At 35.2% G+C, this 24,908-nt stretch carries 18 protein-coding genes and 4 pseudogenes; 16 read left to right on the forward strand and 6 right to left on the reverse strand.

Features of this window, described 5'->3' with window-relative positions:
• Nucleotides 1–92 precede the first annotated feature (92 nt).
• Nucleotides 93–3,102: pseudogene (locus RRF69_RS04800) on the reverse strand (TonB-dependent receptor).
• Between the two features lie 213 nt (nucleotides 3,103–3,315).
• Here RRF69_RS04800 and RRF69_RS04805 point away from each other — a divergent pair.
• From RRF69_RS04805 to RRF69_RS04865, 13 genes and pseudogenes are all read left to right on the forward strand, one after another.
• Nucleotides 3,316–4,307 (forward strand): annotated as a pseudogene (locus RRF69_RS04805) (AAA family ATPase).
• 64 nt (nucleotides 4,308–4,371) lie between these two features.
• Nucleotides 4,372–5,241 carry a DUF58 domain-containing protein gene (locus RRF69_RS04810; protein ID WP_316940831.1) on the forward strand — a complete coding sequence of 290 codons (870 nt, stop codon included), beginning with the start codon at nucleotides 4,372–4,374 and terminating at the stop codon, nucleotides 5,239–5,241.
• A gap of 67 nt (nucleotides 5,242–5,308) precedes the next feature.
• Complete coding sequence (locus tag RRF69_RS04815; protein ID WP_316940833.1) at nucleotides 5,309–6,193, forward strand: hypothetical protein; 885 nt, start codon at nucleotides 5,309–5,311, stop codon at nucleotides 6,191–6,193.
• A 10-nt stretch (nucleotides 6,194–6,203) separates the two neighbouring features.
• Nucleotides 6,204–6,353, forward strand: a complete 150-nt coding sequence (locus tag RRF69_RS04820; RefSeq protein WP_316940835.1) for a hypothetical protein — start codon at nucleotides 6,204–6,206, stop codon at nucleotides 6,351–6,353.
• Nucleotides 6,343–7,347: a VWA domain-containing protein gene (locus RRF69_RS04825; RefSeq protein WP_316940837.1), complete on the forward strand. Its 1,005-nt coding sequence runs from the start codon at nucleotides 6,343–6,345 to the stop codon at nucleotides 7,345–7,347. Before RRF69_RS04820 ends, RRF69_RS04825 begins: the two co-directional genes overlap by 11 nt.
• A 127-nt stretch (nucleotides 7,348–7,474) precedes the next feature.
• Entirely contained in the window at nucleotides 7,475–8,521 is a 1,047-nt protein-coding gene (locus RRF69_RS04830) for a VWA domain-containing protein (protein WP_316940839.1), read from the forward strand.
• 7 nt (nucleotides 8,522–8,528) lie between these two features.
• On the forward strand, nucleotides 8,529–9,347 hold the full coding sequence (locus tag RRF69_RS04835) for a tetratricopeptide repeat protein (protein WP_316940842.1): 819 nt from the start codon (nucleotides 8,529–8,531) through the stop codon (nucleotides 9,345–9,347).
• A 62-nt stretch (nucleotides 9,348–9,409) separates the two neighbouring features.
• The gene (locus RRF69_RS04840) at nucleotides 9,410–11,170 is read left to right on the forward strand and encodes a BatD family protein (protein ID WP_316940843.1); all 1,761 of its coding nucleotides are present in this window, start codon (nucleotides 9,410–9,412) and stop codon (nucleotides 11,168–11,170) included.
• 1 nt (nucleotide 11,171) lies between these two features.
• The gene (locus tag RRF69_RS04845; RefSeq protein WP_316940845.1) at nucleotides 11,172–11,930 is read left to right on the forward strand and encodes an SH3 domain-containing protein; all 759 of its coding nucleotides are present in this window, start codon (nucleotides 11,172–11,174) and stop codon (nucleotides 11,928–11,930) included.
• Between the two features lie 66 nt (nucleotides 11,931–11,996).
• The gene (locus RRF69_RS04850; protein ID WP_316940846.1) at nucleotides 11,997–12,308 is read left to right on the forward strand and encodes a hypothetical protein; all 312 of its coding nucleotides are present in this window, start codon (nucleotides 11,997–11,999) and stop codon (nucleotides 12,306–12,308) included.
• An 81-nt stretch (nucleotides 12,309–12,389) separates the two neighbouring features.
• Nucleotides 12,390–13,967, forward strand: a pseudogene (locus RRF69_RS04855) (SulP family inorganic anion transporter).
• A gap of 87 nt (nucleotides 13,968–14,054) precedes the next feature.
• The gene (locus tag RRF69_RS04860; RefSeq protein ID WP_316940848.1) at nucleotides 14,055–14,681 is read left to right on the forward strand and encodes a carbonic anhydrase family protein; all 627 of its coding nucleotides are present in this window, start codon (nucleotides 14,055–14,057) and stop codon (nucleotides 14,679–14,681) included.
• A 92-nt stretch (nucleotides 14,682–14,773) separates the two neighbouring features.
• A complete protein-coding gene (locus RRF69_RS04865; RefSeq protein WP_316940850.1) occupies nucleotides 14,774–16,636 on the forward strand; it encodes a SulP family inorganic anion transporter in 1,863 nt (620 codons plus the stop codon).
• 66 nt (nucleotides 16,637–16,702) lie between these two features.
• Here RRF69_RS04865 and RRF69_RS04870 read toward each other — a convergent pair whose 3' ends face one another.
• Entirely contained in the window at nucleotides 16,703–17,218 is a 516-nt protein-coding gene (locus RRF69_RS04870) for a CvpA family protein (protein WP_316940852.1), read from the reverse strand.
• 85 nt (nucleotides 17,219–17,303) lie between these two features.
• Here RRF69_RS04870 and RRF69_RS04875 point away from each other — a divergent pair, with 85 nt between their 5' ends.
• Complete coding sequence (locus RRF69_RS04875) at nucleotides 17,304–17,657, forward strand: hypothetical protein (RefSeq protein ID WP_316940854.1); 354 nt, start codon at nucleotides 17,304–17,306, stop codon at nucleotides 17,655–17,657.
• Here the strand turns inward: RRF69_RS04875 and RRF69_RS04880 are convergent.
• A complete protein-coding gene (locus RRF69_RS04880; protein WP_316940856.1) occupies nucleotides 17,654–18,448 on the reverse strand; it encodes an SDR family oxidoreductase in 795 nt (264 codons plus the stop codon). The genes RRF69_RS04875 and RRF69_RS04880 overlap by 4 nt on opposite strands.
• 85 nt (nucleotides 18,449–18,533) lie before the next feature.
• On the opposite strand from RRF69_RS04880, the gene RRF69_RS04885 reads away from it, so the two are divergent.
• Complete coding sequence (locus RRF69_RS04885) at nucleotides 18,534–19,898, forward strand: thioredoxin-like domain-containing protein (protein ID WP_316940858.1); 1,365 nt, start codon at nucleotides 18,534–18,536, stop codon at nucleotides 19,896–19,898.
• Here the strand turns inward: RRF69_RS04885 and RRF69_RS04890 are convergent.
• From RRF69_RS04890 to RRF69_RS04900, 3 genes are read right to left on the reverse strand one after another with little or no spacing between them, the layout of a single operon-like run.
• Nucleotides 19,895–20,254 (reverse strand): YraN family protein, encoded by a 360-nt coding sequence (locus tag RRF69_RS04890; protein ID WP_316940859.1) that lies wholly within the window; start codon nucleotides 20,252–20,254, stop codon nucleotides 19,895–19,897. The two genes, RRF69_RS04885 and RRF69_RS04890, sit on opposite strands and share 4 nt — an antisense overlap.
• A 27-nt stretch (nucleotides 20,255–20,281) precedes the next feature.
• A complete protein-coding gene (locus RRF69_RS04895) occupies nucleotides 20,282–21,673 on the reverse strand; it encodes an alanine/glycine:cation symporter family protein (RefSeq protein WP_316941108.1) in 1,392 nt (463 codons plus the stop codon).
• Nucleotides 21,663–22,676, reverse strand: a complete 1,014-nt coding sequence (locus RRF69_RS04900) for an LD-carboxypeptidase (RefSeq protein ID WP_316940861.1) — start codon at nucleotides 22,674–22,676, stop codon at nucleotides 21,663–21,665. Before RRF69_RS04900 ends, RRF69_RS04895 begins: the two co-directional genes overlap by 11 nt.
• A 144-nt stretch (nucleotides 22,677–22,820) precedes the next feature.
• Here RRF69_RS04900 and metG point away from each other — a divergent pair.
• Nucleotides 22,821–24,897 (forward strand): annotated as a pseudogene (gene metG, locus RRF69_RS04905) (methionine--tRNA ligase).
• The last annotated feature ends 11 nt before the right edge of the window (nucleotides 24,898–24,908 follow it).

Consider the following 24,908-nt stretch of genomic DNA (forward strand, 5'->3'; position numbering starts at 1 on the left):
GAAGAAACTTTTCTCTATTTTAGTTTTAAAAATTCATTGCAAAAAAAAGACTGCCTTTTCAGACAGCCTCTTTAAATTCAACGATTATTATTTTAAAACTGATAGTTTAAAGATAAATTAAACATGGTACCCAATTGACTAAAATGATAACCATCATATGTCATCTGAGAATAACGTTGGTTAAAAGTAATCAAGTTAGATTGCTCTTGAATAGGAGTAATGCCATACCAATTTGGAGTGGTATTATCGATTAAAGCTTGTCCAGCAGCATTTTCTGCTTTGAAAGCCCATTCTGGTAATACGTTTAATAAGTTATTTACGTTGAATGCAATAGTCAATTTGTCTGTTGCGTTGTAGTTAATTCCTAAATCAGTAACAATCTTAGGAGTAAATTCAGTTCTTAAATCAGAACTCATTCCTTGTTGTTTGAAAGTAGTCTTACCGAAATACGTATTGTTTAAAGATAATCCCCATTTGTTGATATCATAAGTAGTTCCTAAGATCCACTTTGTTTTTGGTCGAGAGGTAAAGAATAATGCTTCTTGGGTGTCATTTACAACGGATTGACCAGCATCAGCCACAATAGTAGGATTTTTTACAGCCCCATCTCTTTCGTTTTGGATGGTATAGTTCCCAGATAAGTTAAACCCTAAGGTTCCTAAACCAAGTCCTAATTTATTATAGGATAATACAATATCTATTCCAGATGTTTTTGTGTCCAAAGCATTTACAAAGAAGCTTAAGTCAGATAGGTTATTGCTAGATAAAATCTGATCTAATGCTTTGTTACCAATAGGATTTCCTAATGCATCTGTTTCTGTCATACCAATTTCAGTACTTAATACAATTCTGTCTTTTACAGCAATATTGTAGTAATCAAAAGTAAAGCTTAGGTTGTTGTTTACTTTACCTCCTATCCCTACTGTAAAATTTGTAGAGGTCTCTGCATCTAACTTAGGTAAACCTAATAATCCAGCTTGAGAGGATACATTATTTATCAAACCTCCAACTTGTATCCCTTGTCCAGGAACAAAGCTATACTGAGCCTTTTGTGTGTATATTTGGTGTAAGGTAGGTGCTCTAAACCCTGTGGAAACAGAGCTTCTCAAAGTGTATTTCTCTGAAATTGTAAAAGCACCACTCGCTTTCCATACAAAAGCGTTTCCAAAATCTGAATAATTTTCAGATCGAATAGTTCCGTCTAAGGTTAAGTTTTCAGAAGGATTCCAGTTTAAAGATGCATACCCTCCAAAGTTATACCGTGTAAATATTCCAGAATTTTCAGGACTGTTTCCTGCAAAAGAATCTGCACCACCTCCATCATAAGAAGCCAATTCTCCTTCAATTACTTCAAAAGTCTCATATCTAAACTCTGTCCCAAAAGCAACACTTAAGTTATCTGATAATATTTTTGAAATATCCATATTTCCTACGTTATGAGAAAATGCAGTTCCTCCTGGGTCGAAAGATTTCTTAGAGTTATCTCTGTATAATTGAGAACCTTCTGAAATTTCTCCAGAATCAACCATACCGTTTTCGTTACTATCTACCCAAGTTGAAGGTGAGTACACAAAATTTCTGTTATGAGAATCACTTACTTTATAGGTTTGTGAGTTTCCACCAGTTGTAAAACTAGCATCTACATTCCAATCGTTGATTACCGATTTGAATCCAACAGTTGCGTTGTAATCATTCAAATCTCCTTCAAAAGTAGGTACATACCCATCATATCCGCCAGCATTTGTTGGGTGATCTCCAGGAAAAAGTTAGCTAAATACGGATCATCATCAACAGTTCTCCAGTAAGGAGTTCTGTAGTTTGCAAATGAATTTACTTTTTTATTGATAAAAGCAGCATTGAAATATACTTCAGAATTTTCGCTTAAGTCGTAAGCTCCATTCACTAAAAATTTAGCAGCAGCAGTTTCAGGAGAACCATTAATGTTTCCTGCATCTGGTTTACGTCCTAAAAACTCTGTTACCTGAGGTTTTACAGCACTATTACCAGCAATAATGGCTGCATTTTTTATTAGATATTCTGCAGAGTTCATATAAGTATTGCTAAACAGCTTTTCTGCATCGTTTATGCTCATTCCCTTTAAATCTACTCCTCCTAAATATCTTTCTCCTGTCAGATAGCTTTTATAGGAAGTCGGATTTGTATAGAGAAAATCTGCAGCTTCTCCATCAACATTTACGGTACCTATGGTCTGTTTGATAAACTAGTTTTAGAGAAATCGATTGTGTAGTTTACAAACCCTTTGTTGTCACCAATAATAGAACCGTTGTTTACACTTACACCCACCATTTCACCGTCTCCTTCACCAGTCATTCCTGTTCTTAAAGTAGCAGAACCACCATTTGGTGCATCTTTTAAAATAATATTCATTACCCCAGCAATTGCATCAGAACCATATTGTGCAGAAGCTCCGTCTCTTAAAATCTCAACAGATTTAATTGCATCTGTTGGTATTCCAGAAATATCTGCTCCTGTTTCACCACGTCCGGGAGAAGTTTGTGTATATAACAATGCACTTAAGTTTTTCCGTTTCCCGTTAATTAAAATTAATGTTCTACTAGGTCCCATATTTCTAATTTCGTACGGATCTAATAAAGACGTTGCGTCATTTACTGGAGTCTGTACCGTGTTGAATGAAGGAATCTTGTACTGTAAAGCCTTGTCAAAAGTAGTTTGACCTGTTGAGACTAAATCTTTCGCAGATACAATATCAATTGGTAATGGACTTTTAGTATTCGACCTAGCAGGAGTTCTTGTTCCCGTTACAACAACTTCTTCCAAAATATTGTCTTCACTTACAACGATTGTAACATCATTACTGTTAGAAATCTTCACTTCTTTGGTCGCATACCCCATTGAAGATACAATTAATGTGGTTGGTAATTTAGATACCCTAATCGTAAACACCCCTAAATCATCAGTCGTTGTTCCGTTTGAAGTTCCTTTTTCAACTACATTCATGTATGGCAAACCATTACCAGATGAATCTTTTACATTTCCTTTTACTGTCTGTGCCATTAATCCTAATGGAAGCATCAGCATAAAAACAACTGTACATAATTTTAATAAAAACTTTTGTTCCATAATATGTTTTTTTGAGTTAATAGTAAATAAATGTATATATAAATTTTTCAATAATAAAATATTTTAACAAAAAAATTAAACATGTGATAATGTTTCAATGCGAGAAGAAAATGAAAAAGAAGCATTATCTTTAACCTTCTTTTAACAACAATCATTTTGTTAATATTGTAGCTTTGTTCTTCTAAAAAAATAACACCTAATAAACTATAAAAAATGGATATTGACGTAAGAGCTATAAATGAAAAAATTGAAAGAGAAAGCGCCTTTATTGAAGTTCTTTCTTTAGAAATGAATAAGGTAATTGTTGGTCAAAAACAAATGCTCGAAAGTTTGTTAATTGGGCTTCTTGGAAATGGCCATATTTTATTAGAAGGGGTGCTTATGGTTTGGCAAAGACCTTAGCCATCAATACGCTCTCTAAAGCAGTTCAAGCTAGCTTTAGCAGAGTGCAGTTTACACCCGATTTACTCCCCGCAGACGTTGTAGGAACAATGATTTACAATGTGAAAGAAAATGACTTCACCATCAAAAAAGGTCCTATTTTTGCCAACTTCATCTTGGCAGATGAAATCAACAGAGCTCCTGCAAAAGTACAATCTGCACTATTAGAAGCCATGCAAGAACGTCAAATTACTATTGGCGACACTACCTTTAAATTGGACGAACCTTTCTTAGTAATGGCGACCCAAAACCCCGTAGAACAAGAAGGAACCTATCCCTTGCCTGAGGCGCAAGTAGATCGTTTTATGTTGAAAGTGGTGATTGATTATCCAAAATTGCAAGATGAACAAATCATTATGCGTCAGAACTTATCTGGTGAATTCTCGACCGTAAACCCTGTCATTTCTGTAGATCAAATCTTAAACGCTCGTAAGGTGGTTAATGAAGTCTATATGGATGAAAAAATTGAAAAATATATTTTAGATATTATTTTTGCCACTCGGTATCCAGAAAAGTACAATTTGCCAAAACTAAAAGACTTGATCAGTTTTGGGGCCTCACCTCGTGGTAGTATCAACTTGGCAAAAGCCGCTAAATGTTATGCGTTTATCAAAAGAAGAGGATATGTAATTCCAGAAGACGTACGAGCTGTTGTATTTGATGTATTGCGTCATAGAATTGGAATTACCTACGAAGCAGAAGCAGAAAATGTAACCTCTGAAGACATTATCAATTCTATTATTAACGAAATTGAAGTGCCATAAAAAGCGTTTCGTGAGTTGCTTTTAGTACAAATCCTAGCTCAACAACAAAAAGCCAACAGCCTAAATGGACACCAAAGAAATACTTAAAAAAGTTCGAAAAATAGAGATCAAGACAAGACGCTTGTCCGATCATATTTTTGGTGGCGAATACCACTCCTCGTTTAAGGGACGTGGAATGACCTTTTCTGAAGTAAGACAATACCAATTTGGAGACGATGTTCGTTCAATAGACTGGAATGTAACAGCGCGTTATAACGAACCCTATGTTAAAGTTTTTGAAGAAGAACGCGAATTGACCATGTTGCTTATGGTTGATGTTTCGGGTTCAGAATCTTTTGGAACTAGCACTCAGTTTAAAAAAGATACAGTCACAGAAATTGCAGCAACACTGGCATTTTCTGCAACACAAAATAACGATAAGGTAGGGTTGATTTTGTTTTCAGACGCGATTGAATTGTACATTCCTCCCAAAAAAGGGAAGAGTCACGTCTTGAGAATTATCCGAGAGCTCATCGAGTTCAAACCAAAAAGTAAACAAACAAATATTTCTGAAGCTTTAAAATTTTTATCTAGTGTTACCAAGAAAAGAGCCATTGTATTTATGCTTTCTGACTTTATGGACGATGAATATGAAAAGACCTTAAAAATCGCTGGAAAGAAACACGATGTAACGGGAATTCGAGTCTATGATAAACACGATGAAGAAATTCCAAATTTAGGAATGGTTCCTGTGTTAGACTCCGAAACAGGAAGCCTACAACTCATCAATACTGCTTCCAAAAGAACAAGAACCAATTATAAGGCCAATGCGATACGACTCTTAGAGTATTATTCAAATACCTTTAAAAGAAGCGGTGCAGGAACAATCAATACACGAGTTGGTGAAAGTTACGTAAAAAAATTATTAGGCTATTTTAAACACAAAGGAAGATAAATACCTCCCCACTTTCGCGAGGAAAGAAAAACCGTTCAAAACCTAATCAAAAAAATATCCTTTAAAATTGAAAAAAAATAGCGCACATATCCATTTTCAAAAAGCGAATACCGCCAATCTTGTACTTTCTGTAGGAAACCGCACAAGAACGATCAGCTTTTTTCTTTTTTTATTGACGAGTTTTGTCTCTTTTGCTCAAAAGCCTCTTGTTTCTGTAGAAATTGACACAAGTTTTATTCGAATTGGAGAACAGTTCAATTTGAAAATTTCGGTCAATGAAACCCAAAATGTCATCATTCCTACACTGAATTTAAAAGGCTTAGAAGTTGTTGATTCAACAAAGGTCGATACCGTCAAAAATGGGTTGATTAAAAACTATCTGTTAACCGGTTTTGACAGTGGTTCTTTTTACATTCCACAACAACAAATCTTTGTTAAAAACCAAGCATTTTTAACTGACTCACTGCTTATAAACGTTGCAAGCGTTGCAGTAGATACTACACAAATTAAAAAATTTCCAATAAAAGCGATTCAAAGCGAACCCTATGTTTTAGATGACTTTAAAGGGTATCTATGGATTCTTTTACTCGGAATTATCATCATTGGTCTACTGCTCTATTTCTTTGTGTTTAGAAAAAAGAAGGGGGTTGAAGAAGAAGAAGAGATCGCTAAAATTCCAGCTTTTGAAGAAGCTTTAGAAAAATTACATCAATTGGATGAAAAACTGTTATGGCAAAACAATAAAATAAAAGAGTACTATAGTGAACTCACAGAAATCGTTAGAAACTATATTGGAAGAGATATTGAGATTCCGACTTTTGAAAAAACCTCAAATGAGATTATTGAATTGATCGAGGTTCAAAACAAAACAAAAAAACTAGGTCTTACTAGAGATACTTTAGATACGGTAAATTCTTTGTTAAAGAATGCCGACCTTAGTAAAGTTTGCTAAATCGAAACCATTGGCAACTGAAATAGAAGACGATAGAAAATCGGCAGAATTGATCATCAAAAAAATTCAACCAAAAGTGAATGAATACAAAGCCCTTCTCATAGAACAAGAAGCCAATGCACTTCATTCATCAAAAACAGCGACTAAAAATGTGGAATAATTTTGAATTTTTAAATCCTGGCTTTTTATGGTTTTTAGTGGTCGTCCCAGTCTTAGGATTTTGGCATTTTTTTACTCGAAAAAGAGATGCTGCCATATTAACTATGCCTAGCATAAAAGGATTTCAAGCGGAACAATCTTTTTTGCCAAAACTAAAACCCTTTTTGTATTTTTTACGATTGCTGGCTCTTGCACTCTTATTGGTTGCATTGGCAAGACCCAGAAATGTTTCTGTTAGTAAAAGAACGAAGTCAAATAAAGGAATCGACATTGTCATGGCAATCGATGTCTCTGCTAGTATGTTGGCGCGTGATCTAAAACCAAATCGCCTTGAGGCTTTGAAAAAAGTGGCAATCGATTTTGTGAACAGGAGGCCTAATGATCGAATTGGAATAGTAGTCTATGCAGGAGAAAGTTTTACACAAACACCAATCACGAGTGATAAAGGCATCATAAAAAATACCATTTCAGAACTGAAGTGGGGGCAATTGGAAGGAGGGACAGCTATTGGAATGGGGTTAGGCTCTGCAGTGAACCGCCTAAAAGAAAGCACCGCTAAAAGCAAGGTCATTATTTTACTGACCGACGGTGTCAACAATGCTGGCTTTGTAGATCCAAAAACTGCTACAGAATTGGCAAAAGAATTGGCAATCAAAACCTATACGATTGGAATTGGAACCAATGGAATGGCAGACTTTCCATGGAGTAAAGACCCGAGAACAGGAAAGCTTCAATTCAGAAAACAACAGGTAGAAATTGATGAAAAACTCTTAAAATTTATTGCCTCTGAAACACAAGGAAAATATTTTAGAGCTACAAACAACGCTTCTTTACAAGAAATTTATAATGAAATTGACAAGTTAGAAAAAACAAAAATTGAAGAATTCAAATATTACAATTATCAAGAAAACTACAGGAGTATCGTCCTTTTGGCTCTTGGACTTTTACTGCTAGAATTCGTATTGAAGAATACGGTGTTTAAGAGTTTTATTTAGCAAAAGGATTAGCAAGAATAATACATGAAGATAAAGCCCATTTTAGATCAATTGCTTGATAATTCAAAAGAGGTATAAGAAGAAAATTAGTGAACATAAAGAGAAAAAATTTACACAATAATAAAAAATGTATAAAATAGAAGAACCGATTTATTTTTATTTTCTTACAATCATCCCAGTAATGATTGTTGTATTCTTACTGGCTTTCATTTGGAAGAAAAGAACACAGCGAAGCTTTTCGAACGAAAGTTTATTGGCGCAATTGGCGCCCAATACCTCTACATTTAAATCTGTTTTAAAACTTGTTTTTTTACTCATCGGAGTCTCTTTATTAATCGTTTCATTGACAAATCCTAAAATGGGGACCCAATTGAAAACGGTAAAAAGGGAGGGAGTAGATGTGGTGTTTGCCCTAGATGTTTCCAAAAGTATGTTGGCAGAAGACATTGCTCCCAACCGTTTGGAAAAATCGAAACAGATTATTTCAAAAATTATTGGAAAACTGGGATCTGACAGGGTTGGAATTATCATCTATGCTGGAAATTCGTATCCATTATTGCCCATTACCACCGACCATGCCGCCGCAGAGATGTTTTTACAGAATGCAAATCCCGATATGGTATCAAGCCAAGGAACTGCCATCAACGAAGCCTTAGAGTTGGCAAAAACCTATTATAATAATGATGAGCAAACCAATCGTTTTTTAATCATTATTTCTGACGGTGAAGATCATCAAGAAGAAACCAAACAAATAGCCCAAAATATTTCGAACGAAGGAATCAAAGTGTATACCATAGGAGTCGGAACAGAAACAGGAGGTCCAATCCCGATGAAACTCAATGGTTCATTGATTGGGTATAAAAAAGACAGCAAAGGACAAACGGTAATTACCAAAAGAGTCTCCGAAGTTTTACAAGATATTGCAATCGCTTCTAACGGTTCTTATATTGATGGTAACAAAACCGAAACGCCTGTTAAGGAAATTTCAACCCTTATTGGAAATGCTCAAAAAAGCGAATTCGAAACCAAACAATTTTCCGATTATAAAGATCAATTTCAGTGGTTTATTGGTATCGGAATATTATTTTTGATCATCGATGGATTCTTTTTTGAAAAGAAAACAAAATGGTTGCGAAAAGTAGATTTATTTGATGAAGAAAAAAACAAAAAATAAGATTTCAATGAAACAAATTCAGACCCTCCTTTTTGTATTGCTATTGCTTTTGTCTTCAGTATTTTATGCGCAGCAAGACTCTATTGTAGCGCAACGGGAAGCGAGAACCTTAGTGCGAGAAGGAAATAAATTGTATCAAAAAGAGAACTATGAAGATGCGGCTATTGCCTACAGAAAAGCCTTAGATAAAAATAGTTTGTACAAAAAGGCAACCTATAATTTGGGAAATGCCATGTATCAGAATAAAAATTTTAAAGAAGCTGTTCCACAATACGAATTGTCTGTAAAGACAAGCAAAGACAAATTTGAAAAAGCCGATGGTTATCACAATATTGGCAATGCAATGTTGGAACAAAAACAATATCAACAAGCAGTCGATGCCTATAAAAATGCCTTGAGAAATGATCCTACAGACGATGAAACCCGTTACAATTTAGCAGTCGCACAACAATTGTTGGAAAAAGAAAAACAGGATCAAAAAGACGACAAAAACAAAGACAAGGACAAGAACAAAGACGAAGACCAAAAGGACAAAGACAAAGACCAAAAGGACAAAGATAAAGACAAAGATAAAGACAAGGACAAAGACAAAGACCAAAAGGACAAAGACGATAAAGGCGACGAGAAGAAGGACGATCAGAAGGATCCTAAAAAGAAGGATCAAAAGGACAAGAAAGAACAACAGAAACCAAAACAGGGTCAAATGTCCCCTGAACAAATAAAACAATTGTTAGAGAGTTTGAACAATGAAGAAAAAAAGACTCAGAAAAAAATGAATGCTCAGAAAGCAAAAGGAAAAAAGGTAAAACAAGAGAAAGACTGGTAGGAATCTCATAGAATCATAAAGAAGTTGTTGTTCCTCAAAAAAGAGGAAGCTAGAAAAAGCTTATGAAATATAAATTTTACATATTATTGTTTTTAAGTTTGCTGGGTCTTACATCGGTAGGACAAGAGGCAAAACTAACGGCAACTGTTAGTAAAAATAAGCTGGGTTTGAACCAGCGTTTACGAGTAGAATTTTCGATCAATGAAAAAGGTGCGGATAATTTTGCTCCACCAAATTTTAATGATTTTAGAGTCGTAGGCGGACCCAGTCAGTCCATAAGCCAATCTTATATCAATGGGAGAGTTAGCTTTAACAAATCGTATAGTTATGTAATTCAGCCAACCAGAAAAGGAGAGCTCACCATTCCTTCAGCGAGTATCTTTATCAATGGAAAAACAATACAATCTGAACCTATAAAAATTCGCGTTTTAGATCCTGTAGAAATCCCAAAAGACCCGAATGATCCGAACTATATTGCTCAACAAAACATTCATTTGGTAGCAGAGGTTTCAAATACCAAACCCTATGTTGGAGAAGCTGTCTATGTAGAATATCGCTTGTACATTAGCAATCAAATTAATGTCTATGATGCAGGGATTATTCAAGCTCCGAAATATAACGGATTTTGGAGCCAAGAAATTAAAATCAATGGATTAAGTGCCAAAAACGGGACATATAATGGAGAAGCCTATAAATATTTTACACTTCAAAAATCTCTTTTAATTCCAACAAAGTCGGGCAGACTTTCATTGGATCCAATGAAAATGGAAGTAGTGATTGGAGTCCCTACGGGTAGAGGTGATTTTTTTGGAAATCCAATCACAAAAAATATTCGAAGAGAATTTGCTTCTGCAAAAAAAATCATCAATTCCAAAGAACTTCCTTTGAAAGGTAAACCGGAAAGTTTTACAGGCGCTGTTGGAGACTACTCGTTTGTAGTCACCACAGACAAGAGTGTCTTGAAATCCAACGAAAGTTCACAAATAAAAGTATCTGTTAAAGGAAAAGGAAATTTGAAATTGTTTGAGATTCCAGAAATAGTTGTCCCTAAAGAATTGGAAGTATATGCTCCAGAAAGAAAAGAACGTGTTCGTATTCTTTCAAGTGGAATTTCGGGATCTATTAGTGATATCTATACAGTAGTCCCTCAATTTAAAGGAAAATATAAAATCCCAAATGTCACTTTTTCTTACTTCAATCCTTCACAAAAGAAATACAAAACTATTTCTACCGAAGATCTTTTTGTAGATGTTTTGGAAGGCAAGGAATTGGCCGTTGTTGATAGTGGATTTGTGCAAAAACAAGCCATTAAATCTACAGGTAAAAACTTTAGATATATTCAAACCTCCTCCACCTTTACATCAAAAAAGCAAGATGATTTCTTTAGTTCCAATCTCTTTTACTTCTTATTGTTTTTTCCATTTATTGCAGTTCCAATTGGAATTTTTATCGCCAAAAAGAATGAGGCTCGAAACCGAGATCTTATTGGAAACAAGTTGAGAAAGGCAGAACGATTGGCAAAAAAGTACTTAACCGAAGCTGCGAAAAATTTGGGCAAAAAAGAAGCATTTTACGAAGCACTGGAGCGGGCGTTGCACAACTATCTAAAAGCAAAATTAGGCATTGAAACATCAGAAATCAGCAAAGAAATAATCACGCAAATGTTACAGGAGAAAAAAGTGGCTACGGCAACAATCAATCAATTTATGGAAGTCCTTCAAGATTGTGATTTTGCACGCTACTCTCCAGCGACCAACCTCCAAATGAAGGAAGAATATGCAAAAGCAAAAGAAATTATAATTGAATTAGACAAACAATTTTAAGATGAAAAAAATACTCTTTTTACTGGTATGCATTTCGCATTTTGCATTTGCACAAACTTCAGAAGAATTGTTTGCAACTGGAAATACTTTTTACAAAGAGGGGGATATTGAAAAGGCCTTAGAAAGCTACCTCAAAATTGAAGACCAGGGGCGTATTTCTTCAGAATTGTTTTTTAATTTAGGAAACTGTTATTATAAATTGAATAAAGTAGGAGCTACGATTTATAATTACGAACGGGCATTGCAATTAGATCCATTAAATCAAGATGCTGCAAACAATTTAGTGTTTGCTAAAAGATTGACCATAGACAGAATTGAGGAATTGCCAAAATCAATTTTTGAAAAACTGAATGAGAAATACTTGCAGAAAATTTCATACAATCAATGGGCAATCGTTAGCTGTGTCTTTTCGTTATTAACAGCCCTCTTCTTTTTATTCTTTTACTTTTCCTATTCTTCTTCTAAAAAAAGATTCTTTTTTGTTACAAGTATTTTGTGCATTCTTTTCTTTTTTACTTCGTTAGCAATCACCTATCATCAATATAATTATGCGAAAGACTCCATTTATGGAATTGTCTTTACAGAAAAAACGACTGTCAAAAATGAGCCTACTTCAAATTCTGAAGAAGTTTTTACCCTCCACGAAGGAACCAAGGTAAAGGTTTTGGATACTGTAGATGATTGGAAAAAAATAAAACTTGTCGATGGAAAGATTGGTTGGATTCTCGCAAAAGAAATACAACTACTCCCCCAATTTTAAATTTTATTTAACAGCTAAGTTCATTTTCTTTTCTAACTTTGTCATCAATAATTTAAAACCAAATATTTGAGATCAATAACTGCCCTTTTTTTTACATTTCTTTTTACGATTGTGCTCGTAACACCGACTGTTATCAGTTTGGTAGATAACGCACAAGAAGTAAGTATTTTCCTTGACGTAAACGAAGAAGAAGAAAATAAAGAAGGAAAAGAATCGAAAACAAATGGTGAAATCAAATTGTTTGCTTCAACGCAAAGTGATGTAGCAAGTTTACATAGTATTCAAGAACTGAAAAACATTCGTTTTCAGTCAAAAATTTACATTTCCGAATACGCTAATATCGATACCCCCCCGCCTCGAAGAGCTCTTTCTTCATAAGTAATTCGTTCAGAAAATAAATCATTTATTATTAAAATACACTCTAAAACAAACCCTTTTAGAGTTTAAAATACACCTTGTATGTTTAAATATATTAAAAGCGATTTACCGGCAAGTATTGTCGTGTTTTTCGTTGCATTACCCTTGTGTTTAGGAATAGCATTGGCTAGTGGAGCACCCCTTTTTTCAGGATTAATTGCTGGAATAATTGGAGGAGTTGTCGTTGGTAGCTTAAGTGGATCAAAAATTGGAGTGAGTGGTCCAGCTGCAGGTTTAGCAGCTATTGTATTGACTGCTATTGGAACACTAGGAAGTTATGAAAACTTTCTTGTTGCCGTCGTTTTAGGAGGGATTATTCAATTACTCTTTGGAGTTTTAAGAGCAGGTATTATTGGGTATTACTTCCCTTCATCCGTAATCAAAGGAATGTTGACAGGTATTGGGCTGATCATTATTCTAAAACAAATTCCGCACTTTTTTGGCTATAATGCAGATCCTGAAGGGGATTTTGCATTCCTCCAAATTGATGGAGAGAATACCTTTTCAGAAATTTTTAAATCCATAAATAATATTAGCTTAGGCTCTACAATTATTGGAATTATTGGACTAGGGATCTTAATCCTTTGGAATAATGTTCTGTCGAAAAAAGGCCGTTTTTTTCAATTAATTCAGGGCCCTTTAGTTGCTGTAGTTGCTGGGATCGTTTATTACTTTATGACCGATTCAAATTCTAAATTCGGAATCAATGCTTCACATCTGGTAAGTGTTCCCGTTCCAGAAAATTTTGACATGTTTTTAGGTCAGTTTAGTTTTCCTAATTTTGAAGCAATCGCCAATCCTGAAGTTTGGATTGTCGCATTTACCATTGCCTTAGTCGCTAGTTTAGAAACCCTCTTGTGTGTAGAGGCTACCGATAAATTGGATCCTCATAAAAATGTAACGCCAACCAATAGAGAATTGCTAGCACAAGGAACTGGAAACATTATTTCGGGCCTCATCGGTGGGTTGCCAATTACCCAAGTAATTGTTCGAAGTTCTGCCAATATTCAATCTGGGGGGCGAACAAAATTATCCGCTATTGTTCACGGATTCTTTTTGTTGATTTCTGTAATTTTAATTCCTACCTTACTCAACAAAATTCCACTTTCTGTACTGGCAGCTATTTTGTTGATTGTTGGATATAATTTGGCGAAATAAGGTCTCTTCATAAAAATGTATCAACTCGGTTGGAAACAGTTTCTACCGTTTACCGTAACCGTTTTAGGAATCGTTTTTACAGATTTGTTAGTGGGTATTGGTTTAGGATTGGCTGTTGGGATTGTAGTAATTTTGATTAAGAGTTTCCAAAATTCTCATTTTCTTCATATTGAAAACAAAAGCAACGGGAAACATAAAATTAAAATGACTCTAGCGGAAGAAGTTACCTTCTTTAATAAAGGGGCTATCTTAAACGAGTTAGATCGTTTACCTAAAGAGACTTATTTAGAAATAGATGTCCGTAAAACCAGATATTTAGACAACGATATTATTGAAATTTTAGATGATTTTGCAATAAAAGCAAAAGAACGATCGATTGATATTCAATTGATTTCAGAAAGAGGAATTGCAGAAAACCCTTCAAGTTATCTTGAATTTTTTCAATTGAGACCTAAAAAATAAAACGAATAGGGTGCACCCTTCATGACAATACTTTAATTACCAAATAAATAACTCAAGGAATGTATCACAATTTTAAAAATAACACATATGAAAGCACATACAAAAGAAACACAAGCAACTCTAACCCCAGAAAAAGCCTTGACCTTTTTGAAAGAGGGAAATATACGATTTCAAAATAACTTGAAAGCAAATCGAAACCTGCTTGAACAAGTAAATGACACTAGCAGTGGCCAATTCCCATTTGCAACAATTTTGAGTTGTATTGACTCAAGAGTTTCAGCAGAATTAGTATTTGATCAAGGCTTAGGAGATATTTTTAGTGTACGAATTGCAGGAAATTTTGTGAATGAAGATATTTTGGGTAGCATGGAATTTGCAACTAAATTAGCAGGAACAAAAGTGATTGTCGTTTTAGGACATACAGCCTGTGGTGCAATAAAAGGCGCTTGTGACGATGCAAAACTTGGAAACTTAACCGCTTTGATTCAAAAAATAAAACCGGCTGTTGAAGCAGTTACAGAACCCAAAGATGCTACCCTAAGAAACTCTTCCAATATTGATTTTGTAAATACAGTTGCAGAAAAAAACATCTATTTAACCATCGATAATATTCGAAACCAAAGTCCTGTTTTAAAAGAAATGGAAGATGAAGGAACAATTAAAATCGTTGGAGCAATGTATGACATTAAAGACGGAGCAGTTACTTTTTATTAATTCATTCCAAAACTGATACTCAAACCAATCTTTTTAAAAGATTGGTTTTTTTTTAAAAAAATATTGTAATTTTATACTCATAAATTTAGATTTTGAGTAGATTATTTACAACTATTAAAGGAGATGCTTTTGGTGGAATTACTGCCGGAATCGTTGCGTTACCCTTGGCTCTTGCGTTTGGAGTGTCCTCGGGTCTTGGCCCTGCAGCGGGTTTATATGGTGCTATTTTTATAAGTTTTTTTGCTGCTCTTTTTGGTGGAACCAATACGCAAATTTCAGGACCGACTGCTCCAATGACTGCGGTAAGTATGGTTATTATTGCTGGAATTATTGCTACCAACGATGGGAATGTATCCAAAGCATTGCCTGCAATTCTAACCGTATTTTTATTGGCAGGAATCTTTCAAATAGGTCTCGGAGTCTTGGGCTTAGGGAAATACATTCGATACATTCCATATCCTGTTGTTTCTGGTTTTATGACTGCCATTGGATTGATCATTTTATTGACACAAATACTCCCTTCTGTAGGATATTATCCCAAAGAAGATACCGAATATGTACAACAATTTAAACCACATGCCGAGGAAGTTATTCTTCAAAATATCTTACAAGAAGAGGCTGGTGAGGGAATTTTAGTCCTAGAGAATTTTGAAGAAACCATCTTAAGAGGTCAAAAAATTACTCCTGAGCAAATCTTAACTGAATCCAAAACCCTCGCTGCTAAAGAGGCTTCTGGAACAATAGGAGCAATAAAAATATTACCTCGGGCGTTACAAAACATCAATTGGCTTGAATTCTTTCTGGCACTAGGGACCATCATTATTATTTACGGCTTCAAACGAATTACCAAAGTGGTCCCGAGCACTTTAGTCGCCTTAGTGGTCATGTCTGGAATTGCAGTAGCTTTTGGATTAGAATACAGAACTATTGAAGCAATTCCCACAGGGATCCCAACAATCAACTTTGAGATCTTTTCGAGCTTTGGCCTCGGTAGTATTACTCCATATATTTTTACCGCATTGACCCTTTCACTTCTAGGCGCAATCGACTCGTTATTAACCAGTGTTGTCGCTGATAATATGACAAAAACAAAACACAACCCCAATAAAGAATTGGTAGGACAAGGAATCGGAAATTCAATAGCAGCAGTTTTCGGTGGAATCCCAGGTGCGGGAGCCACTATTCGAACGGTCGTAAATATCAACGCAGGTGGGAAGACTAAACTTTCTGGAATGATTGCTGGTGTGATGCTACTCATTATCATGATGCTTTTTGCAGATGTAGCCTCTAAAATACCCGCAGCGGTTTTGGCAGGAATCTTAATTACAGTTGGAATCGGAGTAATGGATTATAAGGGCTTAAAAGCGATCCCTAGTTTGCCAAGAGATCTAAAATTGGGCCCATTAAAATTAAGTTCAGAAGTTCTTATTATGTTAGTTGTTCTGGGGCTTTCCACTTTTTGGGATTTAATTTATGCCGTTGGAATTGGTTTAATTATTGCTTCTTTAATGTTTATGAAAAAAATTGGCGACCTAACAGCGGAACGATCCAAAGTAAAACCTTTGAAAGAAGAATCCTGGTCGGACGAAGTTGACTTTCCAAAACAATTAAAGCAAAAAGTATTTATCAAACATATCAAAGGACCTTTGTTTTTTGGATCTACAAGTGATTTTCAGCAACTTTCACTACAAATCCCAAAGACAGCAAAAATTGTAATCATGCGATTGGGAAGAATGCAGTACATGGATCAGTCGGGACTATACGCCATGGAAGATATGTTACAAGAATTGAAGAAAAACAGTATTGAAATTCTGTTTGTCAACTTGTTAAAACAACCTCGATATATGATGGAAAGAATCGATATTATTCCCGATTTTATTCCACAAAGTCAAATTTTTATGTCCTTTCAGGAAAGTATTTTATGGATCAAAAAAAATATAGAAAATGAGAAATAAAATTTCTTGAGACGAATTATCCTCGAGGAATTCTTTTCAATTAAATTTCAAAAGGGCTTCTCAAAATTAAAGAATTTCATTTGTAAGCTCTTCAATAGCATCCTCTTTAATGATGGATGGGAAAATAAAAGGAGCAATGCTCTTTACGGGTTTAAACATGATAGACTCCTCTAAATTTTCTTGCTTTACAAAGGGAATGGTATTGTTCATTTTTCCAAAGAAAATAAAAACAACACTTAAAACGAGTCCAATTTTTAAGGCTCCAAAAACACCTCCTAAAATTTTATTAAGAATGCCCAAAGAAGCAAAATCTGCCAGTTTGGTAAGAAGTTTTCCAAGCAGAGAAATAACAACAATGATGATCAAAAAGGTTCCCGCAAATGCAGCCAAAGAAAGATACTCTTCACTCCAAGATACAAGGTCTTTTAAAAAATCTGAAATAAAATATGAAAAGTGTATTGCACCATAAACTCCAGCGATTAAGGCAGCCAAAGAAGCTACTTCAACAAAGAAGCCTTTCATAAGCCCTCTCACAAAACCAAAAATCAAAAGACCAGCAATTACAATATCAAAAATATTCATTTCTAATAATTTTTATCAAACCTACATCTTTTTTCCCAGATTATAAAAAGGGCGTTTGTATCTTTACCAATTATAAAAATTCGCGATGTCAAAAAATAGAGCATTAAAAGAAAAATGGGAGGTGTTGGTTGAGAAACTTTCCAATCAATTTGCAGATGGAGATGCGTTGGATTTAGACTCAATTATCTACCTTATTGGAATTCAAGAACTCGGAAAAGGGCACGCTACGTTTAAAAAAGACGAAAAAGTAAACCTCATGCATATTGCCATTTGCAAACTTCTAGAACCTTATGGATACTATGAATTTGATTATTACGACACCGATGGATGGCCACATTATAAAATCCTGACCGATTTGCCACACTTAAAAGCAGGGGAACAAACGGTTTTAATGAAAGAAGCCATCGTTAGTTACTTTGAAAACATTCAATTTTTTTAAGTAACACTTAGTTTTCGAATCATTTTCGAAAGCACCTTTGGAAAAAATCGCTTGACAACCACCGCTAGTCTTTCTTTAAAGCCTCCAATATAAACTTCCTCTTTTTTGTTTTGAATCGCTTTCACCATTAATTTTGCGAAACGAGCTGGGTCTATTCCATTTTGAGTAGCAGCATCTATTTTTTGTTGAGGACTTCCATCACCTGTTAATGCATTAAAAGAAATATTGGTGCTAACAAAACCAGGACAAACAAGGGTTACATGAATATGATCTTTATGGACTTCTGCTCGTAAACTATCAAAGAAACCGTGTAAAGCGTGTTTTGAAGCAGCATAAGAAGAACGCAACGGGGTTCCTATTTTACCAACAATACTGGTGGTAATTACAAAATGCCCCCTCTTTTTCTCAATAAAATAGGGCAATACTGCTTTTGTCAAAGCAACTGTACCAATATAATTCACGTCCATCATTCGTTTGTCTACAGCAATATCGGTGTCTAGTGCAAAAGACCGTTGACTGATTCCTCCGTTATTTATTAAAATATCTACTCCTCCGAAAAGCGCCATCGCTTCCGCTGTTTTTCCTTGTAATGAAGTATGATCTTCTAAATCCAAAACCAATATCTCTACATTTGAAGGAAATTTGCATGCATTTTTAACCAATTCTAAATCAGCTTTTTTCCGAGAGGATACTATCAATTTTACGTTTTGTTGAGAGAATTCAATCGCCAAGGCTTTGCCAATCCCCGAAGATGCTCCGGTAATCCAAATTACTGTATTCAAAAAACTCATGTTCCTGTTTTTTATCTAAATATAGGGTTTTTAATAGATAAACAGTATTTTTGATTTGCTAATTGAAAATTAAAAATCCATAGAAATGAAAAAATATTGTCTCCTTCTCCTCTTTGCTGTTACTTGTACCTATGGACAATTCTCTGTAAACGGTATTCTTACAAAGCCAATAAAAAATGATTGGGCCATCTTATACAAAATTGAAAGCAACCGAGAAGTTTTTGTCGCCAATACAAGTATCAAAATGGATTCATTGTTCGTAAACGGAGTTCAAAAGCCCATTAGCACTTTTGAGTTCCTATTGCCAAATGAGACCGAATCGGGCACCTACAGAGTTACCTATCGTTTAAAAGGTGCTCGTTTTATTGATTTTATTTTTAATAAAGAAAATGTGCGTTTTCAGTTACAACCAGACGCTCCAGATGCTACAATTAACTTTATAGAGTCTAGCGAAAATCAAATATACAAAGCATATCAAAACGAAATTTTTTTCAAACAACAGAAACTAGATTCTATTCAAATTGCTGTTTTAAGAAACAACGTCCTAGATCTAAACACCGATTATAAAAAAGCCTTAAAAGAAGTCAATACCGTTCAAAAAGAATTTTTAGCACGTAGCCAAGGAATGTATATCCAGCCTTTTATCAGAGCCTCTTTGAAAAAAAATGCCCTTGATATTTTAAAAACACCTCAAGAATATTTGACATACATCAAGGAGACCTATTTTGATCATTTCGACTTTTCCGATCCAACACTCATCAACTCCTCTTTTTTAAACAACAGAGTACTTGAATTTGTGTTTTATTTGAACTACTCAGACGACGAAAAACAACAACTTGAATTGTATCGTGAGGCGATTGACACAGTATTGTCAAAAATAAAAGACATTCGTTACAAAAAAGAAATGATTGCTTTTTTAATCGAACAATTTGAACCTACAAACCAGTTAAACATTATTGATGAATTATTCACTTCATATTATAATAAACTGCCCTTAGAGCTTCAAGATTCAGAATTTGTTGCTGAGAAAATGAAGCTTTTTAATACTGCTATTGGTAGAACTGCGCCCGATTTTACCTGGACAGAAAATGTAGTAACCCAACAGCTGCATGCCTTACAAGGAGCCGAAAATTATCTGCTTGTTTTTTGGAGTACCGCATGCTCTCATTGTTTGCGAGAAATCCCTGAATTGTATAAATTCCTAAAGGATGTAGAAAAAATAAAAGTCATTGCTTTTTCATTAGAAGACGATGCAATCCAATGGGAAGAGATGAAAAAAGACATGCCCAACTGGCAACATGTTTTAGGATTGGGTCGATGGGAAAACGAAACTGCTAGAAAATATACAATTTTTTCTACTCCAAACTATTTCATCTTAGACAAGGATAAAAAAATTATTGGAAGACCTGTCTTGTTTGAGGATCTTAAAACATTTTTAGAACAGCTTTAAAAATAGAGAAAAGCGTCTTTTAAATGTTCTATTTTATGTCTATTTTTATCATAAATAATGGCAATAATATCAAAACGAACTGATACGTCTAAATCTCTTTCGACCACATAATGGTCAATCGCAGAAACTAGTAATTTTATTTTTTTAGGAGTGATGAAATCTTGCGGATTTCCAAAATAATCGCTCGAACGTGTTTTTACTTCAATTGCTGCTAATATGTTTTTTTTCTGAGCAATGATGTCAACCTCTGCTTTTAGATAACGGTAATTTTTTTCGCGGATGGTATAGCCTTTATGTACTAAAAAATCGATTGCAAGCTGTTCTCCTTTTGTTCCGAGTTCGTTATGCGATGCCATATACTTATAGGTTAAAAAAAGTGTTTTCTATTCTAATTTTGATGCCTCCATTTGCTTCATTTTCAAGATATATACTTTGGTCTCTTTAATTACTTTTGGAGCAAGAATGATGGTCGCGAGCATTGTAGGGATAGCCATCAAAGCAAATGCACTATCGATTAAATTAATCATTGCACTCAAAGAAGTCGTTGCGCCAACAATAATGCTAAGCACATAAAAGTAATTATAATATTTTTTATTTTTTGCTCCAAACAAGAAAGACATGCATTTTGTGCCATAATAGGAATATGAAAAAAGAGAAGAAATACTAAAAATTGCAATACAAATTAACAATAGATAGTTTCCAATAACAGGCATGGCACTTGAAAAAGCAGAGGCTGTCAAACTTACACCATTCGCGTCTGAGGTTTGCCATACGCCGGTAACTAAAATTGCCAAAGCGGTAAGGGTACACACAATAATCGTGTCAATAAAAGGGCCCAGCATGGCCACCAAGCCTTCTCGAACAGGTTCTGATGTCTTTACGGCACCATGAGCCATGGGAGCTGTCCCTACTCCTGCTTCATTAGAAAATGCCCCTCTTTTGATTCCTAAAATGATTAAGGTTCCCAATACCCCTCCATAGATTGAATCTCCTTTGATAAAGCCAGCCGAAAAAGCATCGGTGAAAATGAGCTTTAAATACGTTGGAACTTGATCAATGTTTGAAAACAAAATAAAAAGAATCAACGTAAAATAGAGCAATACCATTGATGGAACTAATTTAGAAGCCACTTTACTAATTCTATTTAAACCACCAAAAATCACAATAGCGGTGATAATAACTAATGAAATTCCAATGATGAGGTTGGATATAAAATCGACCTCTACACCATTAGGCACCAAAATAATATCGTTGATCGCCTGTGTTAGTTGATTCACATTAAACACTGGCAAAGCACCGATCAACCCACAAAAACTAAAGATCATTGCCAATGGTTTCCATGATTTCCCCAAGCCTTCTGTAATAAAATACATTGGCCCTCCCTGAATGTCTCCGTTGCTATCTTTACCTCGGTACATGATTGCCAATGTAGAAGTAAAAAACTTTGTAGACATCCCGATAATAGCACTGATCCACATCCAAAAAACGGCACCAGGACCTCCGATCGTAATTGCAACAGCAACCCCTGCAATATTTCCCATTCCAACAGTAGCAGAAAGTGCAGTTGTTAAGGCTTGAAAGTGACTAATCTCACCCGGGTCATTGGGATTGTCATATTTTCCTCTTAATACCTGAACAGCATGTCCAAAAAGGCGAAACTGTAAAAATTGAGAGCGTATTAAAAGATAAATTCCTCCTCCTATTAATAAAATCAAAAGTGGAATTCCCCATATAAAAGTGGCAAAATCGGCTATAAATGCTTCGCTATTTTGAATCAAATTGTATCTGTATTAAGTTCGTTTCTAAAGGTTCGATTTTCATATTTCTCCCCATTATAAGAGCTCTGTTATCGAATTCATGTCCTGCTGGAAAATCAAAAATAACGGGAACATCTTTGGGAAGAGCGTCTAAAATGAGTGCTTCAATGGGACTTCCCCATTGGGTCGTATTGGGTTTAATGTTAGAAATGTCTCCAACAAGTACTGCTTTTACATGTGTAAAATAGCCCGCTCTTTTTAAGCTTTGTAGCATTCGATCAATGCTGTATTTGTATTCTCCAATTTCTTCTATCAACAGAATTTTTCCATCGGTGTTTAGTTGACTTTCAGACCCCAACATCGACGCTAAGAGAGTAAGATTCCCTCCTACTAATTGTCCTTCTATGGCTTTGTCAGGACTTGAGGAAGTTTGGATTCTATTGTAATCTGAGGAAGAAATTTGATAGTGTAACGCTTCTCCAAAAAGTGCTTTTTTAAACGTAGTAAGGCTTTCAACAATTTCTTCTAACTCATTTTGTAAGCTTGTAGCCATCATTCCATGAATACTTTCAACGCCTAATTGATGAAGATGGTTATGAAAAGCCGTGATGTCTGAATAGCCTATGATCCATTTTGGGTTGTTTAAAAATTTAGAGAAATTAAGACGGTCTAAAATTCGCACAGAACCATAGCCGCCTCTGGCAGCCCAAATTGCTTTAATATTTTCAGAGTCTAGTGCTTTTTGAAAGTCTTCGAGGCGCTCTTCATCGGTTCCGGCAAAATGCTTTCCATTATTGAAAATATTTTCTCCAAACACAACGTGTAACCCCCAGCTTTCAAGTATCATTTTTGCTTTATCGATAACCCCTTCTTTATGAAGTAAAATTCCTGCAGGCGCAACAATAGCAACGGTGTCTCCTTTTGTAAGAGCTTTGGGTTGAAGTAATTTCATAGGCGGTTCTTGGGCATTCAACAAAAAACAAGTCATCAATAAAACAAAGGTTAGAAAAGTGGTTTTCATCAGAATAAGTGTTGTTTCTTGGTTTTCGTTATCTAAAAATCATATCACTGTAAATGTATCAATTTTCAATGGTTATTTAAAACTCCGTTTTTTGTACTTTTGTCGTTCAAAAATCAATCTACAACATAAATCAAGGAAAATTCGATGAATACTCCAAAAAGATATACCATTACCGCAGCTTTACCTTATACAAATGGCCCGATTCATATTGGTCATTTGGCAGGAGTATATGTTCCCGCAGATATTTATGCTCGTTTTTTACGATTAACAGGCAAAGATGTGGCCTACATCTGTGGATCTGATGAACACGGAGTTGCCATTCCTATGCGTGCAAAAAAGGAAGGGATTTCTCCGCAAGATATTATTGATAAATATCATGGAATCATCAAACAGTCTTTTCTAGATTTTGGAATTTCTTTTGATAATTATTCACGAACATCTTCTAAAATTCATCATGAAACTGCCTCAGAATTTTTCACAAAATTGTATCATGATGGCGAGTTTGTTGAAGAAATTTCTGCACAATTATACGATGCTGAAGCGGACCAGTTTTTAGCAGATCGATTTGTAGTGGGTACTTGTCCAAAGTGTGGTTTTGAAGAAAGTTATGGGGATCAATGTGAAAGCTGTGGAACTTCTCATAATGCTACAGATTTGATCAACCCAAAATCTGCAATTACAGGAAATATCCCCACAGTAAAAGAAACCAAACACTGGTTTTTACCTTTAGACAAGCACGAAAAATTTTTGCGTGAATGGATTTTGAAGGGTCATAAAAAGGACTGGAAACCAAATGTATATGGACAAGTAAAATCGTGGATCGACGATGGATTACGACCAAGAGCAGTGACGAGAGATTTGGATTGGGGAATACCAGTACCCTTAAAAGATGCCGAAGGAAAGGTGCTTTATGTTTGGTTTGATGCGCCTATTGGCTATATTTCATCGACCAAAGAATGGGCCGCGAGAGAAGGGAAAAACTGGGAGGATTATTGGAAAAAAGACGATACCAAGTTGGTGCATTTTATTGGCAAAGACAATATTGTGTTCCACTGTATTATTTTCCCGAGTATGTTAAAAGCACATGGGGAGTATATTTTACCTGAAAATGTTCCTGCCAATGAATTCTTAAATTTAGAAGGAAACAAATTGTCCACCTCAAAAAATTGGGCCGTTTGGTTGCACGAATATTTGAAAGAATTTCCAAATCAGCAAGATGTATTGCGATATACCTTGACCGCAAATGCGCCCGAAAGTAAAGACAACGATTTTACTTGGAAAGATTTTCAAGCAAAAAACAACAACGAATTGGTGGCAATTTTTGGAAATTTCATCAACAGAGTGGTCGTTTTAACAAATAAATATTATCATGGGGTTTTGCCCGCTCCTCATCGTTTTTCAGAGGTAGATCAAGCTGTTTTAGCGGCCATCAAAGAGTTTCCGAATACCATTGGGAAATCAATCGAAAGATATCGTTTTAGAGAAGCCTCGCAAGAATTGATGAATTTGGCACGACTTGGAAACAAGTACCTTGGCAGACGAGGAACCTTGGAAAGTGATCAAAGAAAATGCAGATCGTGTACAAACAATCATGTATGTAGCTTTGCAAATTTCGGCTGCCTTGGCAATAGTCTCTGAGCCTTTTCTACCGTTTACTTCAACAAAATTGAAATCAATTTTAACCCTTGACAAGTCGCTTTCTTGGAATGATGTCAGTAACAAAGAAGTACTCCTTCCTGCAAAACATCAGATCGCAAAGGGAGAACTATTGTTTTCAAAAATTGAAGATGCTACCATCGAAGCACAAATAGCAAAACTGGAGGCAACAAAAATTGAAAATGCTTCTGAAGATTTGGCAAAAACACAAGAAAACAAAGCAGTAGCTGCACAAAAAGAGACGATTGAGTTTGACGATTTCACAAAATTAGATATTCGAATTGGAACGATCTTGGAAGCTTCAATAATTCCTAAGACCAAAAAACTATTGCAGCTAAAAGTAGATATGGGTATTGATGTAAGAACCATTGTTTCGGGGATTGCTGAAAGTTTTACTCCAGAGGAAGTGGTTGGGCAACAAGTGGCTGTCTTAATCAATTTAGCTCCACGAAAAATTCGCGGTGTTGAAAGTCAAGGAATGATCTTAATGACCGATACTCCTAAAGGAAAATTAGCGTTTATAGCGCCGAACATAGAAGTGAAAAATGGACAACCCATTGGTTAATATTTTCACTT

Source organism: Polaribacter sp. HL-MS24, from assembly GCF_032758595.1.
Classification (GTDB): Bacteria; Bacteroidota; Bacteroidia; order Flavobacteriales; family Flavobacteriaceae; genus Polaribacter.